The organism is Vibrio sp. (assembly GCF_050299255.1).
Classification (GTDB): domain Bacteria; phylum Pseudomonadota; class Gammaproteobacteria; order Enterobacterales; family Vibrionaceae; genus Vibrio.
In genome coordinates, this window is the sequence record NZ_JBNKVP010000022.1 from 1 (window position 1) to 17,566 (window position 17,566).

The 17,566-nt window shown below is 53.7% G+C and carries 19 protein-coding genes and 1 pseudogene; 12 read left to right on the forward strand and 8 right to left on the reverse strand.

What is annotated here, in order from left to right:
• From ACQY6F_RS08320 to hemC, 3 genes and pseudogenes are all read right to left on the reverse strand, one after another.
• Positions 1–320: pseudogene (locus ACQY6F_RS08320) on the reverse strand (hypothetical protein); the annotation flags it as partial.
• Positions 310–1,065 carry a uroporphyrinogen-III synthase gene (locus ACQY6F_RS08325; protein ID WP_428773583.1) on the reverse strand — a complete coding sequence of 252 codons (756 nt, stop codon included), beginning with the start codon at positions 1,063–1,065 and terminating at the stop codon, positions 310–312. The gene ACQY6F_RS08325 and the pseudogene ACQY6F_RS08320, both read right to left, overlap by 11 nt.
• Positions 1,066–1,068: 3 nt before the next feature.
• Positions 1,069–2,007, reverse strand: a complete 939-nt coding sequence (gene hemC / locus ACQY6F_RS08330; protein ID WP_428773584.1) for a hydroxymethylbilane synthase — start codon at positions 2,005–2,007, stop codon at positions 1,069–1,071.
• A gap of 357 nt (positions 2,008–2,364) precedes the next feature.
• Between hemC and ACQY6F_RS08335 the strand changes: the two genes are divergently transcribed.
• The gene (locus ACQY6F_RS08335) at positions 2,365–4,893 is read left to right on the forward strand and encodes a class I adenylate cyclase (RefSeq protein ID WP_428773585.1); all 2,529 of its coding nucleotides are present in this window, start codon (positions 2,365–2,367) and stop codon (positions 4,891–4,893) included.
• A gap of 62 nt (positions 4,894–4,955) precedes the next feature.
• Here ACQY6F_RS08335 and cyaY read toward each other — a convergent pair whose 3' ends face one another.
• Positions 4,956–5,270, reverse strand: a complete 315-nt coding sequence (cyaY, locus tag ACQY6F_RS08340; protein ID WP_428773587.1) for an iron donor protein CyaY — start codon at positions 5,268–5,270, stop codon at positions 4,956–4,958.
• 75 nt (positions 5,271–5,345) lie between these two features.
• Here cyaY and lptM point away from each other — a divergent pair, with 75 nt between their 5' ends.
• From lptM to yigB, 6 genes are read left to right on the forward strand one after another with little or no spacing between them, the layout of a single operon-like run.
• Positions 5,346–5,462, forward strand: a complete 117-nt coding sequence (gene lptM / locus ACQY6F_RS08345) for an LPS translocon maturation chaperone LptM (protein WP_428773588.1) — start codon at positions 5,346–5,348, stop codon at positions 5,460–5,462.
• A gap of 29 nt (positions 5,463–5,491) precedes the next feature.
• Positions 5,492–6,745, forward strand: a complete 1,254-nt coding sequence (gene lysA, locus ACQY6F_RS08350; protein ID WP_428773589.1) for a diaminopimelate decarboxylase — start codon at positions 5,492–5,494, stop codon at positions 6,743–6,745.
• A 10-nt stretch (positions 6,746–6,755) separates the two neighbouring features.
• A complete protein-coding gene (gene dapF, locus ACQY6F_RS08355) occupies positions 6,756–7,586 on the forward strand; it encodes a diaminopimelate epimerase (RefSeq protein ID WP_428773590.1) in 831 nt (276 codons plus the stop codon).
• 14 nt (positions 7,587–7,600) lie between these two features.
• Positions 7,601–8,299 (forward strand): DUF484 family protein, encoded by a 699-nt coding sequence (locus ACQY6F_RS08360; protein WP_428773591.1) that lies wholly within the window; start codon positions 7,601–7,603, stop codon positions 8,297–8,299.
• Positions 8,271–9,203: a tyrosine recombinase XerC gene (gene xerC, locus ACQY6F_RS08365; RefSeq protein WP_428773592.1), complete on the forward strand. Its 933-nt coding sequence runs from the start codon at positions 8,271–8,273 to the stop codon at positions 9,201–9,203. Before ACQY6F_RS08360 ends, xerC begins: the two co-directional genes overlap by 29 nt.
• The gene (yigB, locus tag ACQY6F_RS08370) at positions 9,203–9,916 is read left to right on the forward strand and encodes a 5-amino-6-(5-phospho-D-ribitylamino)uracil phosphatase YigB (protein WP_428773593.1); all 714 of its coding nucleotides are present in this window, start codon (positions 9,203–9,205) and stop codon (positions 9,914–9,916) included. The genes xerC and yigB overlap by 1 nt, the downstream gene beginning before the upstream one ends.
• A 22-nt stretch (positions 9,917–9,938) precedes the next feature.
• Here the strand turns inward: yigB and ACQY6F_RS08375 are convergent, their stop codons facing one another.
• Both ACQY6F_RS08375 and ACQY6F_RS08380 read right to left on the reverse strand, forming a co-directional pair.
• Positions 9,939–10,529, reverse strand: coding sequence for a tRNA-uridine aminocarboxypropyltransferase (locus tag ACQY6F_RS08375; protein ID WP_428773594.1), 591 nt, complete (start codon positions 10,527–10,529; stop codon positions 9,939–9,941).
• Entirely contained in the window at positions 10,526–11,593 is a 1,068-nt protein-coding gene (locus ACQY6F_RS08380; protein WP_428773596.1) for a COG3650 family protein, read from the reverse strand. The genes ACQY6F_RS08375 and ACQY6F_RS08380 overlap by 4 nt, the downstream gene beginning before the upstream one ends.
• A gap of 40 nt (positions 11,594–11,633) precedes the next feature.
• On the opposite strand from ACQY6F_RS08380, the gene ACQY6F_RS08385 reads away from it, so the two are divergent.
• On the forward strand, positions 11,634–12,086 hold the full coding sequence (locus ACQY6F_RS08385; RefSeq protein ID WP_428773597.1) for an EVE domain-containing protein: 453 nt from the start codon (positions 11,634–11,636) through the stop codon (positions 12,084–12,086).
• 44 nt (positions 12,087–12,130) lie between these two features.
• On the opposite strand, the gene ACQY6F_RS08390 is transcribed toward ACQY6F_RS08385, so the two are convergent.
• On the reverse strand, positions 12,131–12,961 hold the full coding sequence (locus ACQY6F_RS08390; protein ID WP_428773598.1) for a Cof-type HAD-IIB family hydrolase: 831 nt from the start codon (positions 12,959–12,961) through the stop codon (positions 12,131–12,133).
• A 115-nt stretch (positions 12,962–13,076) separates the two neighbouring features.
• Positions 13,077–14,069: an alpha/beta fold hydrolase gene (locus ACQY6F_RS08395; protein ID WP_428773600.1), complete on the reverse strand. Its 993-nt coding sequence runs from the start codon at positions 14,067–14,069 to the stop codon at positions 13,077–13,079.
• 159 nt (positions 14,070–14,228) lie between these two features.
• Here ACQY6F_RS08395 and rhtB point away from each other — a divergent pair, with 159 nt between their 5' ends.
• The 4 genes from rhtB (at position 14,229) to ACQY6F_RS08415 (ending at position 17,557) form a co-directional block, all read left to right on the forward strand.
• Positions 14,229–14,843, forward strand: a complete 615-nt coding sequence (gene rhtB / locus ACQY6F_RS08400; RefSeq protein WP_428773602.1) for a homoserine/homoserine lactone efflux protein — start codon at positions 14,229–14,231, stop codon at positions 14,841–14,843.
• Between the two features lie 15 nt (positions 14,844–14,858).
• Complete coding sequence (locus ACQY6F_RS08405; protein WP_428773603.1) at positions 14,859–16,085, forward strand: EAL and HDOD domain-containing protein; 1,227 nt, start codon at positions 14,859–14,861, stop codon at positions 16,083–16,085.
• A gap of 98 nt (positions 16,086–16,183) precedes the next feature.
• Positions 16,184–16,525 (forward strand): metalloregulator ArsR/SmtB family transcription factor, encoded by a 342-nt coding sequence (locus tag ACQY6F_RS08410; RefSeq protein WP_428773605.1) that lies wholly within the window; start codon positions 16,184–16,186, stop codon positions 16,523–16,525.
• A gap of 30 nt (positions 16,526–16,555) precedes the next feature.
• Positions 16,556–17,557 (forward strand): ArsJ-associated glyceraldehyde-3-phosphate dehydrogenase, encoded by a 1,002-nt coding sequence (locus tag ACQY6F_RS08415; RefSeq protein ID WP_428773607.1) that lies wholly within the window; start codon positions 16,556–16,558, stop codon positions 17,555–17,557.
• The last annotated feature ends 9 nt before the right edge of the window (positions 17,558–17,566 follow it).

A 17,566-nucleotide genomic window follows, 5' to 3' on the forward strand; every position in this document is an offset into this window, starting at 1 on the left:
CTGCGCATATCTCCGTTTGGTAGTACATCGTCGATTAGCGCACGGTATAGAAGAGGAGGAATCAGCCCGAGCAGTGACACAAGTACGATGGCAACCAGTACGATCGCGACGGCCCCTAATTTACTGCCGGACTTTTTGTTTGGCGTTGCAGCAGGTTGGGACTCAGTGCTGGTATCTTGGGCTGGTTTTTCTTCAACGTCAGAGCTGGCTTGTTCGGCTGGCGAGTTGTCATCCTTGGTTTGCTCAGCTTCTGTTTCGGCTTTTACCTGGTTATCGAGGGATTCAGGGTCATTATGCTGATTGTTTTTTTTACTTGTCATTGCTTAAAGTCCTGGTTGAAGGCTGGAGAGCTGCGGCGATGTCAGCATTCGCCGCACTGCCGGTATTAATCACGTCGCAAAAACCGAGTTGCCTGGCGTCACTGGCGATACGCTCACTGGGGACATACAGGCGCAGTGTGAGCAACCATGGCAGGTCTTGGACATCAATTTGTGACACAAAATGTGTCAACTGGCCACTGCTGGTGATAATCAAGCTGTCGATTCCCTGAGCTTGCCAGGCAGGTACCAGGTTGTGGGCATCAAATGCGACATTTTTACGCTGATAGGCTTCTAAATAGTCGACCTTTGCACCTCTGAGTATAAGTGTATCGTAAATTAACTCGCGACCACCGTTACCTCTTAGAATAAGAATCTGTTGGTTATGAACAGTTTGCATAACATCCATCGCCAGCAGGTGTTCGCTGTCACTTATTGAGGGGTAGTGTACTGTGTGTTGACAGGCTTTGCTTAATATCTGTGCGGTTTTTTGACCAACGGCAAGGTATACACAGTGGCTGGGCCAGGGGACGCCCGCTTCGTTTAGTGTCTGCTGGGCAAAATCGACCGCGTGTTGACTGACTGCGATAATGATCTGGTACTGGCTGATGCTACCGGGCAACGCAGCTAATTGTTGCCCGGGAAGAAATTCGATTAATGGCAGGTGATAGGTCTCGATCCCCGCGCCGGCTAACTGCTGACAAAGTTGCTGCCCTTGCTGCTCTGGACGGGTGACCAAGACTGCCATATATTATTCGTGCTCTTGATAGAGTTTAGTCAGAATCTCTTTGGCTCCATCCGCGAGTAACTGTTCAGCGAGCTGAACGCCCAGCGCTTCTGCATCCTGACGATGGCCACGGATTTCACCACGGACGATTTTAGAACCGTCTGGCTCGCCGAACAGAGCTCGCAGCCAAATCTGGTCGCCGTCCAGCAGGGAATAACTGCCGATTGGCACCTGGCAACCACCTTCCAGAGTCAGGTTCATCGCGCGCTCACACAAGACGCGATCGGTGGTATCGGTGTCATTGAGTGGTTTGAGCAGTTCAATCAGTCGCTGGTCATCCAGACGGCACTCGATACCTACCGCGCCCTGGCCGACCGCGGGTAGCGATTGTTCCGGTTCAATCAAGCTTTTGATACGTTCTTCCAGTCCGAGTCGTTTCAGACCAGCCGCCGCCAGTATGATGGCATCGTATTCACCTGCATCCAGTTTGCCAAGCCGGGTGCCGACATTGCCGCGCAGCTCTTTGATTTGCAGATCCGGGCGGGCTTCTTTCAGTTGGCATTGACGACGCAGGCTGCAGGTCCCCACGACGGCGCCTTGCGGCAGCTGATCGATGTTCTGATAAGTATTTGAGACAAACGCATCGCGCGGATCTTCACGTTCGCAAATGGTGACCAGCCCCAATCCTGGTGGAAAATCTACCGGCACATCTTTCATTGAATGCACCGCGAGATCGGCGCGGCCTTCAAGCATGGCCACTTCCAGTTCTTTCACAAACAGCCCTTTACCACCGACTTTGGCTAAAGGGGTATCGAGAATGACATCTCCTTTGGTTACCATAGTAACCAGTTCGACGTCGAGGCCGGGGTGAGCGGCTTGAAGGGCATCTTTAACATAGTGGGCTTGCCACAAGGCAAGAGGACTTTTGCGGGTAGCGATTCGGATCGGTGTAGATTGTGTCATTGGCTGCTTGATAACTTGGTAAATTGAATGGTCAATGATGACCATCCTACCATTGTCGTAACCAAAGTCTTACTACAAGATCGCACCAATGCCGAACCGATACCGAACTAGCACAATATGATTAAATATGTGTGATTTGGCTCACGCTACAAAAATGAGCTATTATCAGAAAAGAGATTTACGTACCAAACTATGTCGCAACGTTGGTGGACCTCATCGGGTTAAGGTTATGTGTTAGGGATGTCGCATAAATCTTTACCAGTGCGGATAAAAATGATAGATTGATCACGTTTTATCGGTGCTTTCGAGTGATTTCTGGTCAGGGCATCAAATTATATCATTATCAAGGATTTAACCTTGCAGGCTTACACCGAGACATTAATTAAGAGATTGGATGATCTTAACCGGCAACGCTGCGAGCGTGCGCTGGCTCTTATGGACTTGCAAAGTCAGCGGGTTTTTCACCTTATTCCGGCGCTGCTGCACTTCAACCATCCAACCCTTCCCGGCTATTATGACCATCAGGTTCCTTTTGGTGTGTACGGACTGGAATACAATTCGGTTCAACAGCAGTTTATTGATGATGCCCAGTTAACCATCGGCCAACCGCTGCCGACCTCTGACCGCCCCGCCATTTTAGCCCTGTATACCATGGGCAGTACCTCGTCTATAGGTCAGAGCACCACCAGTGATCTGGATATTTGGGTCTGTATCTCTCCCGCCATGTCGGCAGAAGAACGCGAAAGCCTGTCCAATAAATGTCTGTTAATCACTGACTGGGCGAAAAGCCAGGGCGTCGAAGCGAACTTTTTCCTGATGGATGAAGAGCGTTTCCGCAACAATTTCTCCGAAGAGATGACCGGTGACAACTGCGGCTCTTCGCAGCATTTGCTGTTGTTGGATGAATTTTATCGCTCGGCGGTACGCTTGGCCGGCCAGCGGCTGTTATGGCAAATTGTTCCGCCAGAAATGGAAGAGTGCTACGACAGCTACGTGGCCGAGTTGTGCAGTAAAGGTATCATCGATTGTGGAGAGTGGATCGATTTTGGCCAGCTAAACCGCATTCCGGCGGAAGAGTATTTCGGCTCCAACCTGTGGCAGCTGTATAAGAGCATAGATTCACCGTACAAATCGGTGCTGAAAGCGATTCTGCTCGAAGCCTATTCCTGGGAATACCCGAATACCCAACTGTTGAGTATCGATACTAAGCGCCGCTTCTTCGCTCAGGAGCCGGACTTGTACGGTATGGACGCGTACTATCTGATGCTGGAAAAAGTGACCCGTTACCTGGAGCGTATCGGCGATCACAGCCGGCTCGATCTGGTTCGTCGCTGCTTTTATCTCAAAACCCATGAAAAACTGTCCCGTCAGCCTGGCGTGGGTTCGGTGGCCTGGCGTCGTGAAGCGTTGACCGACATGATACAGCGCTGGGACTGGGACAGCTCTGTGATAGCTGAATTGGATGATCGTCGTAACTGGAAAGTAGAGCAGGTGAAAGTGGTGCACCATGCATTGCTGGATGCATTAATGCTCAGTTACCGAAACCTTATCCAGTTTGCCCGTCGTAATGACATTACTTCAGCCATCAGTCCACAAGATATCTCCATCCTGGCGCGCAAGCTGTACGCGGCGTTTGAGGTGTTGCCAGGTAAAGTGACACTGCTGAATCCGCAAATTACCCCAGATCTGCATGAAGCGGATCTCTCCTTTATCCAGGTCAGCCAGGGGCGGACCAACCAGGAAGGCTGGTACTTGTACAAGCAGCCACTGGTACCGCATCGAATTCTGGGGCAGCCATACCTTGAGCATCATGAGTACTTGAGCAAGTTGGTCGCCTGGGCGTTTTTCAATGGTCTGTTAACCGAATCAAGCCGATTACATGCGGTGGTTCGAGATGCGCACCTGGATATCGACAAGCTCTACCAGATGGTCAGTGACCTGCGCAATACTTTCTCACTCAATAAGCGTCGTCCGAGCATGCAGGCGCTGGCAAGCCCGTGTGAAATCCGCCAGCTGGCCATGTTTGTTAATGTGGAAAATGATCCCACCTGCGAACTGTCCGGCCAGTCACTCAAAGTGGATTTGAAAAACATCGATATCCACAGCTTCGGCCCGAATGGCGAGAGCCTGGTCGGCAGCGTCGATTTGGTCTACCGCAACTCCTGGCATGAAGTGAGAACCATGCATTTCCGTGGTGAAACGGCGATGCTGGAAGCGCTGAAAACCATCTTGGGCAAAATGCACCAGGACGCGCTGCCACCTGAGTCTGTGGACGTATTCTGCTACAGCAAGAACTTACGCGGCGTGATGCGCAACATGGTCTACCAACTGGTGGCCGAATGTATCGATATGCGCCTGAAACCGATGGAACAGGAGAAACGTCGCCGCTTTAAAGCGATTCGGATTGGCCAGCAGATGTACGGCCTGTTTTTCGAACGCCGTGGCGTGTCGGTACAGAAACTGGAAAATTCGGTCGATTTCTACCGCACCATCTCCAGCAGCAAAGTGCAGGGTTCACCGGTACTGATGCTGGACCGTGAGCAGAGTTATCGCCTGCCGGAAGTGGTGGAAAGTTTTGCCAGTGAAGGGCTGATTCAGTTCTTCTTCGAAGATACCGAACGCGGGTTTAATATCTTCGTGCTGGATGAAGCCAACCGGCTGGAAGTGTATCACCAGTACAGTGGTGAAAAAGATGACATGATCGCCAGCGTGAATGGCTTTTACACCTCGATTCGGGACGACAATAAGCTGTCGGCTAAGCTGATCAACTTTAACCTGCCGCAGTACTACCAGGTGGTGCATCCTGAAGACGGTGAAGCTTATGTGGTGCCATACCGCAACGACAACCTGGTGCATCCCAAGCCATCGCGCGCGGTAAATGCATAGCTCGGCCCAGCCTTAAAAATTGATAGCTGCCAAGAGCACCTTTACAGGTGCTCTTTTGCCATCTATTCCCAGTCGATGGCTTCGCCTGCGTGTTTTTCGCACTCTTGTTTGACCATCGTCATCAGCTCAATACCGGTTTTTGAACAGACCCACTGGTTGTTCTGGTACTGAAAATGGAAACCACCGGATTTCGACGCCAGCCAGATCTCGCGCATCGGTTCCTGACGGTTGATGATTATCTGACTGCGGTTATCAAATTCCAGCGTCATCACGTTGCCCGCGGTCTCATAGTCAATGTCCGCGCCTGAATCATCAATCGCTTGCTCGATCAATTGCATTTGTACATCAGCCAGTTGATGAAATTCAGTATCGTTCATCCTATCTATCCTATTGCTTTTCCTGATTGTGGTGCGATTATAGGGGGCATCTGAATAATAATCACGATTAGGCCAATGAAAAAATCAATTTTAGTGCTGTTTCTCTTCTCTGTATTAGGACTCGCCGGATGCGGTCAGACCGGTCCGCTCTATATGCCTGAAGAGGCACCACAGAATGAACCAGGCCAGTAAGTCAGACTCGAATTTAAAAGGAAAGCATTTTGGATTACTTCAACTATCAGGATGATGGCCAGCTGTGGGCCGAGCAACTGCCACTTAGCCAATTGGCCGAACAATACGGCACGCCACTTTATGTCTATTCGCGCGCGACGTTGGAACGACACTGGCACGCCTTTGACAAGTCGGTCGGTGATCATCCCCACCTGGTCTGCTATGCCGTCAAAGCCAACTCTAACCTGGGGGTGTTAAATGCGCTGGCCCGTCTGGGGTCCGGGTTTGATATCGTCTCTGGTGGAGAACTGGAGCGTGTTATCGCCGCCGGTGGCGACCCGAGCAAAGTGGTATTTTCCGGCGTCGGTAAGACGGCCGCGGAAATGCGCCGTGCGCTGGAACTGGGTATCAAATGCTTTAACGTCGAGTCTGAGCCGGAACTGGAACGCCTGAATGCGGTTGCCGGTGAGCTGGGTGTGAAAGCGCCGATTTCACTGCGCATTAACCCGGATGTGGATGCCAATACCCACCCGTATATCTCTACCGGCTTGCGCGACAATAAATTCGGCATCGCCTTTGACCGTGCACCAGCGGTGTATCAGTTTGCTCAGAGTCTGCCTAACCTCAATGTGCAAGGCATCGATTGTCATATCGGCTCCCAGTTGACCGACATCGAACCGTTTATTGATGCCACCGATCGCCTGCTGGCGTTGATCGACGATCTGTGTGCCCAGGGAATTACCATCCGGCATCTGGATGTGGGTGGTGGCCTGGGCGTCGTCTATCGTGACGAACTGCCGCCGCAGCCTTCCGAATATGCCAAAGCGCTGCTGGCCCGGTTGGAAAACCATCAGCAGCTGGAACTGGTGTTTGAACCCGGTCGCGCAGTGGCGGCCAACGCCGGGGTGCTGCTGACTCGGGTGGAATTTCTCAAGCATACCGAACACAAAAACTTTGCCATAATCGATGCGGCGATGAACGACCTGATGCGCCCGGCCCTGTACCAGGCATGGCAGGATATTGTGCCGGTCTGCCCTCGTCAGGGTGAACCTGTGACGTACGATTTAGTCGGGCCGATATGTGAAACCGGCGACTTTCTTGGCAAAGATCGCGCTTTGGTGTTAGAGCAGGGCGATTTGTTGGCCGTGCGCTCGGCTGGTGCCTATGGTTTTGTTATGTCGTCTAACTACAACACCCGTACTCGCGTCGCGGAAGTGATGGTCGATGGTGACAAAGCCCATCTGGTGCGTCAGCGTGAAGAGTTAGCCAGCCTGTGGGCGCTAGAAAATATTTTGCCGGAGTAAAAACAACAATATGCATTTCCATTTTTCAAAAATGCACGGTCTGGGTAATGACTTCATGGTGGTGGATTGCATTACTCAGAACATCTTCTTCTCACCAGAGCTGATCCGCCGTCTGGCTGACCGCCATACCGGTGTCGGCTTTGACCAATTGCTGGTGGTGGAAGCGCCGTACGATCCTGAGACGGATTTTCACTATCGGATCTTTAATGCCGACGGCAGTGAAGTGGAACAGTGTGGTAACGGAGCGCGTTGTTTTGCCCGCTTTGTGCGAATGAAAGGGCTGACCAATAAGTACAGCATCAGTGTCAGCACCAAAAAAGGCAAGATGATTCTTAACATCGAACAGGATGATCAGGTTACCGTGAACATGGGCATCCCGGAATTTGAACCGGCAAAAATCCCGTTTCGCGCCAAGCAGCAGGAAAAAACTTACATTCTGCGCGCTGGTGAACAGACCCTGTTCTGCGGTGCCGTCAGCATGGGCAATCCTCATGTGGTTACGGTTGTCGATGATATCGACCTGGCCGACGTTGATACCTTAGGGCCTCTGCTGGAGTCGCACGAGCGTTTTCCGGAGCGGGTCAATGCCGGCTTTATGCAGCTGATCAGCCGTAACGAAGTGAAACTGCGGGTGTATGAACGAGGCGCAGGAGAAACGCAGGCGTGTGGCAGCGGTGCCTGTGGTGCCGTAGCGGTTGGTGTATTGCAGGGGCTGCTCGATGACCAGGTGACGGTACATCTGCCAGGTGGCAGTCTGAAAATTCGCTGGCAGGGTCCCGGAAAACCTCTGTATATGACCGGCCCGGCCAGTCACGTATTTGATGGACAACTCTCTTGTTAACAGAAGGAACCGGCGTGGCTGAAATTGAAGCAGACGCACTGACGGCGGAAGTCGTCGCACAGTATCTTCGGGATAATCCAGATTTTTTCCAGCAGCGACGTGAGCTGGTTGAGCAGCTCAGGCTACCGGTTGAACAACCGGGCGCGGTTTCTCTGGTGCATATCCAGCTCAACCGTCAGCGGGAACGGATCAGCGAACTGGAAGAAGAAATTACCGCCCTGATGTCGCTGGCGGCCAATAACGACAAAACCTTCCATGAGTTCATGCAGCTGCAGGAGCAACTGCTCAAGTGTGATTCGATAGACAGCGCGATCGAGGCGATTGAGAAAAAAGCTCAGCAGCTTGGTTTGGCCGGCTACGTGCGTCTGGTGGATTGCGAACAGACCAGGCTGCGGCTATGCCCGGACCATTATCAACGTTTCGCTGCCAGTCACCTGAACGGCAAAAGTGCTTACCTCGGCCGCTTGCGCCAGGCCGATCGCAATGGTCTGCTGCAGGACAGCCACACGCCGGAGATGGGCTCTTACGTGATTCTGCCGCTAGTGAAGTCGAAGCTGCTGGGAGTGCTGGCGTTTGCCAGTGAAGATGGTGGTCATTTCCAGCCCCATATGGATACGCTGTTCCTGCGCCATCTGGCACTGGTATTCAGCCATCTGTTGCTCACTCTACCATGGCACCGGCAAGATGAACGACGCTGCACCCCAACTGCCTGATGGACTGGCTCAGCCACTGGAGCGCTTTTACCAGTATCTGAATGCCGAAAAAGGACTCAGCCTGCATACCCAGCGCAACTACCGCCAGCAATTGACCACCATGGCGCAGCATTTATCGCAGATGGGGATCAAGCGCTGGCAGCAAGTGGATGCGGCCTGGGTACGTCAGCTGGCCAGCAAAGGGATGCGGGAAGGGATGAAAGCCAGCAGTCTGGCGACCCGGCTGTCGGCCCTGCGCAGCTTTTTTGATTTTCTGCTGCTGCGAGGCGACATCAATGCCAACCCGGCCAAAGGGGTCTCGGCACCGAGAAAACAGCGCCCGTTACCCAAAAACCTCGATGTGGATGAAGTCGGCCAGCTGCTGGATGTCGATCCGGATGACCCGTTGGCGGTGCGTGATCGCGCCATGATGGAGCTGATGTACGGCGCCGGACTGCGACTGGCGGAGCTGGTCAGTATCGACGTGGGCCATGTGCGTCAGTCCGACGATGAAATTCGCGTTATCGGTAAAGGCGACAAGCAGCGTAAGGTGCCGTTTACCGGTCTGGCTAAGCAGTGGGTGAATCAGTGGCTGACCATACGCCAGCAACTGGCCGACCCGGACGAAGCGGCGCTGTTTGTCTCCAAACTGGGCCGGCGCATTTCCCACCGCAGCGTACAGAAGAGAATGTCGGAATGGGGCCAAAAGCAGGCCGTCGCCAGTCATATCAGCCCACACAAGCTGCGTCACTCGTTTGCTTCCCATCTGCTGGAATCCAGCCACAACCTCAGGGCGGTACAGGAACTGCTGGGTCATGAAAATATTTCCACCACCCAGATCTATACCCACCTGGATTTCCAGCACCTGGCGCAGGTGTATGATCAGGCACATCCTCGGGCGAAGAAAAAACGGGGGAACGATTAATGCGGATTTATCGACAATATAATCCCGTGCGGGCAAAGAGTTTCGACCTGGACGACACCTTGTACGACAACCGGCCGGTTATCGTCCGCATGGAGCAGCAACTGATTGACTGGCTGCACCGTAATCACCCGGTCACCGAAACCCAGTCGCAGAGCTGGTGGCTGGAGATCAAACGTTCGCTGGTGAAACAGCAGCCAGAGCTGCGGCACAATGTCTCTATCTTGCGCCATCGGCAGTTGCAACAGGGACTGCGTCTGTTGGGCTACGACAATGAGCAAGCTTGTCAGGTCGCTGACGCAGCGATGGAAAAAGTGCACCATTGGCGCAGTGATTTTACCGTGCCTGAGCAAACCCACCGTGTGATGGCGGAACTGGCGGCGCGCATTCCGCTGGTGGCGATCACCAACGGCAATGTCGATCTGGAGCGGATTGGCCTAAGCGAATATTTCCAGCTCGATTTCAAAGCCGGCCCCCACGGGCGCGCCAAACCGTATCCGGATATGTTCCAGCAGGCGATTGCCGGGCTGCAGGTTCCGCCTGAGCAGATACTGCACGTCGGCGACCATCCGGTTAAAGACGTTGCCGGCGCACTGGCGTGCGGGATGCAGGCCTGCTGGTTCAATGACCAGTGGCAGGACACGCTGTTCAGTCCGAAAACCCGCTTGCTGCCCCACGTTGAGATTCAGCGGCTGGATGAGCTGCTGTTGCTGTAAAAAACATCTCTGCTTGCTGTTGTTACTGTTTTAGCCGGTGACCGCTTTTATCGGCCTGATAAGCTCGCATATAGTGATGAAAAAACGTCGTTAACTGCTCTGCCTGATGCGGTTGATTCTGCAGTCTGAGCAGCTCACAAGCTACTTCCAGAGTACATAGATTGCCCGGTTGCTGATTACGCCGCAGGGTATAGCCAGATGGCGGTGCTGTCTCCAGTCGGACCGCCTGAACCTTTCTCAGCCAGGGACTCTGGCGCCACATTTTCGCCGCCTCCTGCCAGGTGGCATCCAAGACAATAAACCGCGGCTGTTTTTGTGCTGTACGGCTGAGTGTCTCGGTCGTCAGCGGCAGGCTATCGGGGGCCGGAAACAGCACCAGCGGCTGGTAATCGTCCTGCTGTATCCAGTCGAGTAACTCGGCGGGCGGCGCTGTGCGGCTCCAGACAAACCGTCGGCACTGCGGCAGGGTTTTCCACAGCCAGCGGCCGCTGTTGGTTGGGCGGTTGAGCTCATTGGCATGAGTCAGCAGTGCCAGTGACAGCGGGCTGGATAAGCTTGGCAGCAGGCTGCAGAGGCACTGATGGCGCAGGCCGCAGCCGGGGCAGGCGGTCATCCGCCGGCCGCCATGTTGCTGCTTGAGCCTGTTGCAGCCTCATCTCCGCCGCGAAACAGCACCAGACCGCCATCGGCGATCGGGTAGACGATGTCACCAACCTGTTCCTGTTTGGCCGATAGCTGTTCTCCATCGAGGGTAAAGATGCGTTGCGAGACCAGATACTGGCCCTGGTGCTGGGTCATTACCACCAGTATCTGAGTTTCATTCAGCGGTTGCCAGAAGCCAGTTTCCAAAATGGCCGGATCTCCATTGTTATATTCGTAGCGGGTGCTGGCGCTGTGGTCCGGTTTTAGCTCCAGGCTGATGGTAAACTGGCTGGTTTGGGTGGAAGAAGCAAAATAATGGCCGACCCAGTTACGGCTACCGTCCTGATTGCCCAGGCTGGCGCAACCCCAGTATTGTTCACCGCGAATAGTCAGGCTGGCCTGCCAGCCGTATAGGCTGTCGCTCATGCCGTCATTACAGTACTGGGCGGTGATACGGGCTTCGCCATCCTGTAATTGATAGTGGCGCTCAGTTGCGCTGAGCTGTTGACTGGTTATCGGCAGGCGACTGGCTGTCTGACCCATAGGCTCAAATTCCACCGCACCTGGTACGAAACGGGCGGACCAGAACGGTTCGGTGCCAAACATCCGGCTGCCACTGGCGGCGAGCTGACAGCGCTGCGGGTTTTCCGCACTGACCAGGTTCAGCGTCTGGACCTGAAAACGGCCGACGTAATCGGCATTAAAGCCAGTTTCGGACGGAATGGTCAGGGTGCCAATAAGTTCAGCATAAAGCGGCTGATACGGCGCACGGGCCAGCGGGATCAATTGCTCAGCTTGAGCGGAAGTTAGATCGAGCCAGTACTGCTGCTGACTGCCGCACGGAGTAAAACTGCGCACTTCCGGGCCGATCACCAACTGACCGCGCAGCAGGAACGATTGCGGCTGAATGGTTTCCGGTTGCCCGAGTGTGGCGACGGTCACTGGCTGTGGCGCTGAAGGTGAAGTTGAAAGCTGGCTACACGCCTGGATGAATAGCAAAGCCAGAGTAGCGGTTAGGATTCTTACCATCTTCATGGTATACCTTCCTGATTACTGAACGAAATGGATTACTATTATGGCATATTGGTTGTTCAAAACAGAGCCGGATACATTTTCGATAGATACCCTGAAACGGCAAGGCATTTCCTGTTGGGAAGGCGTGCGCAACTATCAGGCGCGCAATATGCTCAGAGATCAAATTCAGCTTGGCGACCAAGTGCTGATTTACCACTCCTCCTGCCAGAAAATCGGTGTGGCCGGGATCGCTACAGTGGTGAAAGCCGCGTATCCGGACCATTTTGCGTTTGATGCCGAAAGCGAATATTTTGACCCCAAATCCGATCCGGACAATCCACGCTGGTATATGGTCGACATCGAGTATCAGCGCCATAGCCGGCGGTTGATCCCTCTGGCAGAGCTGAAAACCAACCCGGCCCTGAATGAGCTGGCGCTGGTCAAACGGGGTAATCGTCTGTCGGTGATGCCGGTCAGTGAACAGCAGTGGCAGGCGATACTGGCAATGGAATAGTAAAAATAAAGGCAGCTCATGCGCTGCCTTTGCTTTTTAGGGGGCTAGTTAATCAGGTGCTCCAGCAGGTAGTGGGCCACCGCATCTTCCTCGTTAGAGCCAATCACCAGATTATCTGGCAGTGCTTGCTTAACTTTAACGTGTGCTGTGCCCATCACCAGACCGCATCCCGCCATAGATAACATTTCCACATCGTTCATCCCATCGCCAAAAGCAATACAATGTTCCAGACCAAAGCCCAGCGAATCGGCCACCGCTTTGAGGGCTTCACCTTTTGATACTTCTGCCGCCATGACTTCCAGACACCAAGGTGTAGAGAATGCCACGGTGATCTGGTCACCAAACAGCTGGTTGAGCCGCGCTTCGAAGTTGGCCAGGTGGTCGTGATCTTTCGCCCGGTGAGTAAAAAAGATCTTTGCGATTCCGTCGGTCGGAGCGTTGTCGACATCGAACAGCTGATAATTAAAGCCGGAATCCTTATGGAAATGGCGTAACTCTTCATCGTCCTGATGCATCAGCCAGCTTTCGTTCTGGTAGACGTGAATCAGAATATCCTGCTCATTTTTGATCACGTCGATCACCGACTGAACCAGGTCTGAGGGGACATCTTTGCTATACAGCAGTTGATCATTATGATCGTGAACTCGAGCCCCGTTAGAGGTGATCATATGGGCTGGGATCCCGGTCTGCTGTCGAATCTCGGCCACATCAACATGGTGTCGGCCAGTGGCAAAGATAAAGTTGAAGCCCTGTTGATACAGGCGCTGCAAGGTCTGCTTGCTAAAGTCGCTGAGCTGGTGGTTGGGGGCGAGTAAGGTGCCATCCAGGTCAGAAGCGACAATAGTAAACGGCGTCTCTTTGCGATATTCGGTCATAGTACCCTCGAGTTCAATTCACGGAACCAGGCTCAAGCTGAGCGTGGTGACAACGCAGTCAGTGTAATGCAAAAGCGGGAAAAAAAAGAGGCCAACTTCAGTGGGCGAAATTTCCCTATTTTTGCTGGGCAGTGTAGAAGTCCAGCGTGGTATCCAGCGCCTGGTTGCGGTAGACGTCCTGCTCAAACAGCAGCTCGTGCCGGGCGCCGGCAATGCGGATAAACTGGCAAGCGGGATTGGTTTTGACCAGTTTTTTGTACAAGCGGTATTGGGCCGGGTTGCTGACGATCTGATCGTCGCCGGCCTGCATGATCAGCAGCGGCAGTTTGATCTGTCGGGTCAGCAGGTAGCACAGCTTGGCCGCCATCAAACTCTGCCAGACCCAGCGGGTGCTCGGCCCGCCGATCTGCAGTACCGGTTGCTGCTGATACAGGTCGCGGAACCACTGATAGCGCACTTCACTCTGGCTGAGAGGGTTCTGCTCAAACGGTTTGGCGTAATAGGCGCGGTGGCCCGGCGCATACACCGGCTTGCCATGGTACCCGGTCAGCACCTGACCTATGGTCATGGCAATTGGCCGCAGGTACCAGGGCAGGTGAATACCAAACATCGGTGCGCTGAGCGCCGCGGCACAAAAGGCATGTTGGGGATGGGTTTGCAGGTAACGGGTGGCGATGGTTGCCCCCATGGAGTGGGCCAGTATCATTCGATGGCGATAGCGATCCAGGTTGAAGTGCTCAACCTGCTGGGCCATATCCTGGATATAGTCATCGAACTCTTCCACATAGCCCATCTGTTGGTCTTCGATCAGGCGTCCGGATAAGCCCTGGCCCCGATGATCGAACGAATAGACATCATAGCCCTGCTGGAACAGGTCATAAAACAGCTCCTGATACTTCCAGCAGCATTCGATACGGCCGTTGACCACGACGACGGCTTTCTCGTGTCGTGGTGAAGTCATCGAACACCAGAACAGAGGTGTTTTATCTTTAGCGGAAATAAAGCCTTCTTGACGCTCTGACCAAAATTGACCAATGCGGGTATTGATTGCTTGCGTAAAGTCCGATTCTTGCGTATAGCTTGGGGATACTTCGTGCGACTTGTGCATAATTGTTCAGTATGGCGTTGGGTTGTAGCAACTCTACCGCTTATGTTAAGTTCCTTTGCCAGAATAGTCAGCTGTTGAATCGAGAAAATGTGTTCTACCATTTCGCATTCTGAAGCAGAATCGCCAGACTGTTCAATAAGATAGTTAAGAGGAAATTCGATGGATCTGCATATTTGGCTGGCCTACCTGGTCACCGCGGTGGTGTTCAGCCTGGCGCCGGGCTCCGGCACCGTAAACTCAATCAGCAATGGTCTCTGCTATGGTACCCGCAAATCACTGGCCGCCATTGCCGGGCTGCAGATCGGTCTGACAATCCACATTGTGCTGGTGGGCGCCGGACTGGGTGCGCTGGTGGCGCAATCTGCCACGGCATTCAGTGTTATCAAGTGGATCGGTGCCGGCTATCTGATCTGGTTGGGCATCCAGAAGTGGCGGGACAACCACAGCCTGGCTGTAATGGAAGGACAAAAGACTCTTGGTGCTAAAGCGCTGATGAGCCGGGCGGTTCTGATCAACCTGACCAACCCCAAATCGATCGTTTTTCTGGTGGCGCTGTTTCCGCAGTTTATCGATCCGGCCGGTGATCAGCTGCGCCAGTTGGCGATATTGGGTATCACTACGGTCTCCGTCGATACGCTGGTGATGCTGGGTTATACCAGCCTGGCGGCGAAAATGGGCCACTTCGTCCGCTCACAGCGGGCAATGACCCGGCTAAACCGGGTATTTGGTTCGCTGTTTGTCGGTTTCGGTGCGCTGCTGGCCACCAGTAAATAGCAGCAAGAGACTGACATGACCCATACCTATGTGGCCCGCCAGCCGATCTTTAATGCCAAGCGGCAAACGCTTGGCTATGAATTATTGTTCCGTGATGGGGAGCACAATGGCTTCCCGGCTCATATCGAATCCAACCGGGCGACCTATCGTCTGATCGTGGAAAACTTTCTCTCTATCGGCACCAATCCAGCCTTGGAGGCTTCACGCTGCTTTATCAACTTTCCCTACCAGAGTTTGCTGCGCCGTCTGCCGTTTAGCTTGCCGAAAGAGAAAATCGTGGTGGAGATTCTGGAAAACTGCCCAGCCGATGACAAGCTGTTTGCGGTAGTCGAAGAGCTCAATCAGCAGGGCTATCTGATCGCACTGGATGATTTTGTCTACAGCCCGCAGTGGGAGCGTTTTCTGCCGCTGGTACATATCGTCAAACTGGACATAATGACGCTGGGGCTAGAGCAGGCCTGTCAGCTGGTTAAGCGCTGGCGCAGTCAGGGCTCGAAGAAAAAGTTTCTGGCGGAAAAAGTGGAGACCGAAGCCCAGTTTCAGGCGGCGCGTTCAGCCGGATTCCAGTTTTTTCAGGGCTATTTTTTCAGTCATCCTGAGCTGATCAAGCAGCGCTATATCAGCCCCGAACAGATGATAGCGATGGAGCTGTTTCGGGAAGTCAGCCTGCCTGAGGTCAACTTTGCCAGGGTGGAACAGATCGTCGCCAAAGATGTCGCCCTGTCGTACAAGCTGCTGCGGTTTGTTAATACCATGTCCAGCCGGCTGGAAGTGACCATTTCCTCATTTCGTCAGGCGCTGGTCTATCTGGGCGAAGATAAACTGCGCCTGTTTGTCGCCCTGGCGGTGGCTTCCTATGTCTCGGCGAAAAAGCCCAAAGAGTTGTACCACCTGGCGTTGCAGCGGGCCCAGTTCTGCTGGCTGATGTCCGGTCAGTTACCGAGTACCCAGTACCAGGATCAGGCATTTTTGATCGGGCTATTCTCGATTATGGACGCGCTGCTGGATTCGTCACTCGATTATCTGGTGGAGCAACTGCCGCTGACCCAGGCGATTAAACTGGCACTGCTGGAGCGACACGGCCCTTACGGCGCTTTGCTCAATGTAGAAGAGTGTTTTGAGCAGGCAGACTGGCAGGGTTTACAGCGTGGCTGTCAGGAACTGGACCTGGAGCTGGATGAGGTGTTCGACAATCTCAGTGCGGCGCAGAAATGGAGTCAGGATATCTACCAGTTGCTCTAACGGCAGATGAAATTTTTATGACATCGGCACGCCCCGTCTTGACGGGGTTTTTTATTTTTCTAATATATACGCTTATCCATATATAAGAATGTTTGCCTATGTTGCCCCATCAGTTTTTTAAATTACTCGCGGATGAAACCCGGGTCCGGATCGTGCTGCTGATCATGCGTGAGCAGTGTCTGTCGGTGGGTGAGCTGACCGCAGCATTGCAACAGAGTCAGCCCAAAATCTCCCGCCATCTGGCGCTGCTGCGTTCCAGCGGATTGCTGCACGATGTCAGACAGGGGCAGTGGGTATTTTATCGTCTGGCTGAGTCCCAGCCGGGCTGGATGAACAAATTAATTGACGACCTGGTCGCGTCTAATTGCCTGCAGCAGCAGTATCAGGCCGACCAGCAGCGCTTACAGCAAATGCATGAGCGCCCGGTCTGCTGTCAGTAACGAATCACCACCAATTCAGAGAAGAGAATCATGACGATTAAAGTTGGAATTAATGGATTTGGCCGTATTGGCCGTTTGGCTCTGCGCGCGGCGTTTGACTGGCCGGAGCTGGAATTTGTCCAGATCAATGATGTTGCCGGCGACGCCGCGACCTTAGCTCACCTGCTGGAGTTTGATTCAGTACAGGGGCGCTGGCATCACCAGGTAAACTGCGAAGGTGACCAGATAGTGATCGCAGGTAAGAGTATTCACACCACCCAGCAGCGTGACATCGACGCGGTCGACTGGTCTGGGTGCGATGTGGTGATCGAAGCCACTGGTGTTCACCGTAAGCGGGCGCTGCTGGAGAAGTATCTGGACCAGGGTGTTAAGCGCGTTGTGGTATCCGCGCCGGTGAAAGAACCAGGCATCGCCAACATAGTGGTCGGCGTCAATGATGCCATCTTCGACCCGGCAGAGCACAGAATTGTTACCGCGGCGTCGTGTACCACCAACTGCATTGCACCGGTAGTAAAAGTGATCCATGAAAAACTGGGCATTGAGCAGAGTGCATTTACCACCATCCATGACCTGACCAATACCCAGACCATTCTGGATGCGCCGCACAAAGATCTGCGTCGTGCCCGGGCCTGTGGTATGAGCCTGATCCCGACCACCACCGGCAGTGCGACCGCCATTGTGGAGATCTTCCCTGAGCTGAGCGGCAAGATCAACGGCCACGCGGTGCGGGTTCCACTGGCTAATGCGTCACTGACCGATATTATTTTCGACGTTAAACGTGATACCACCGCGGAGGAAGTGAATGCGTTGCTGAAAGAGGCCGCTGAGGGTGATCTGAAAGGTATCCTGGGTTATGAAGAGCGTCCGCTGGTGTCGATCGATTACAAAGGTGACCAGCGTTCTACCGTGGTCGATGCGCTGTCCACTATGGTGGTTGGCAGCCGGATGGTGAAGATCTACGCCTGGTATGACAACGAAATGGGCTACGCCACCCGTACCGCAGAGTTGGTACGTACCGTTGGCCAGGCGTAAGGAGACGGA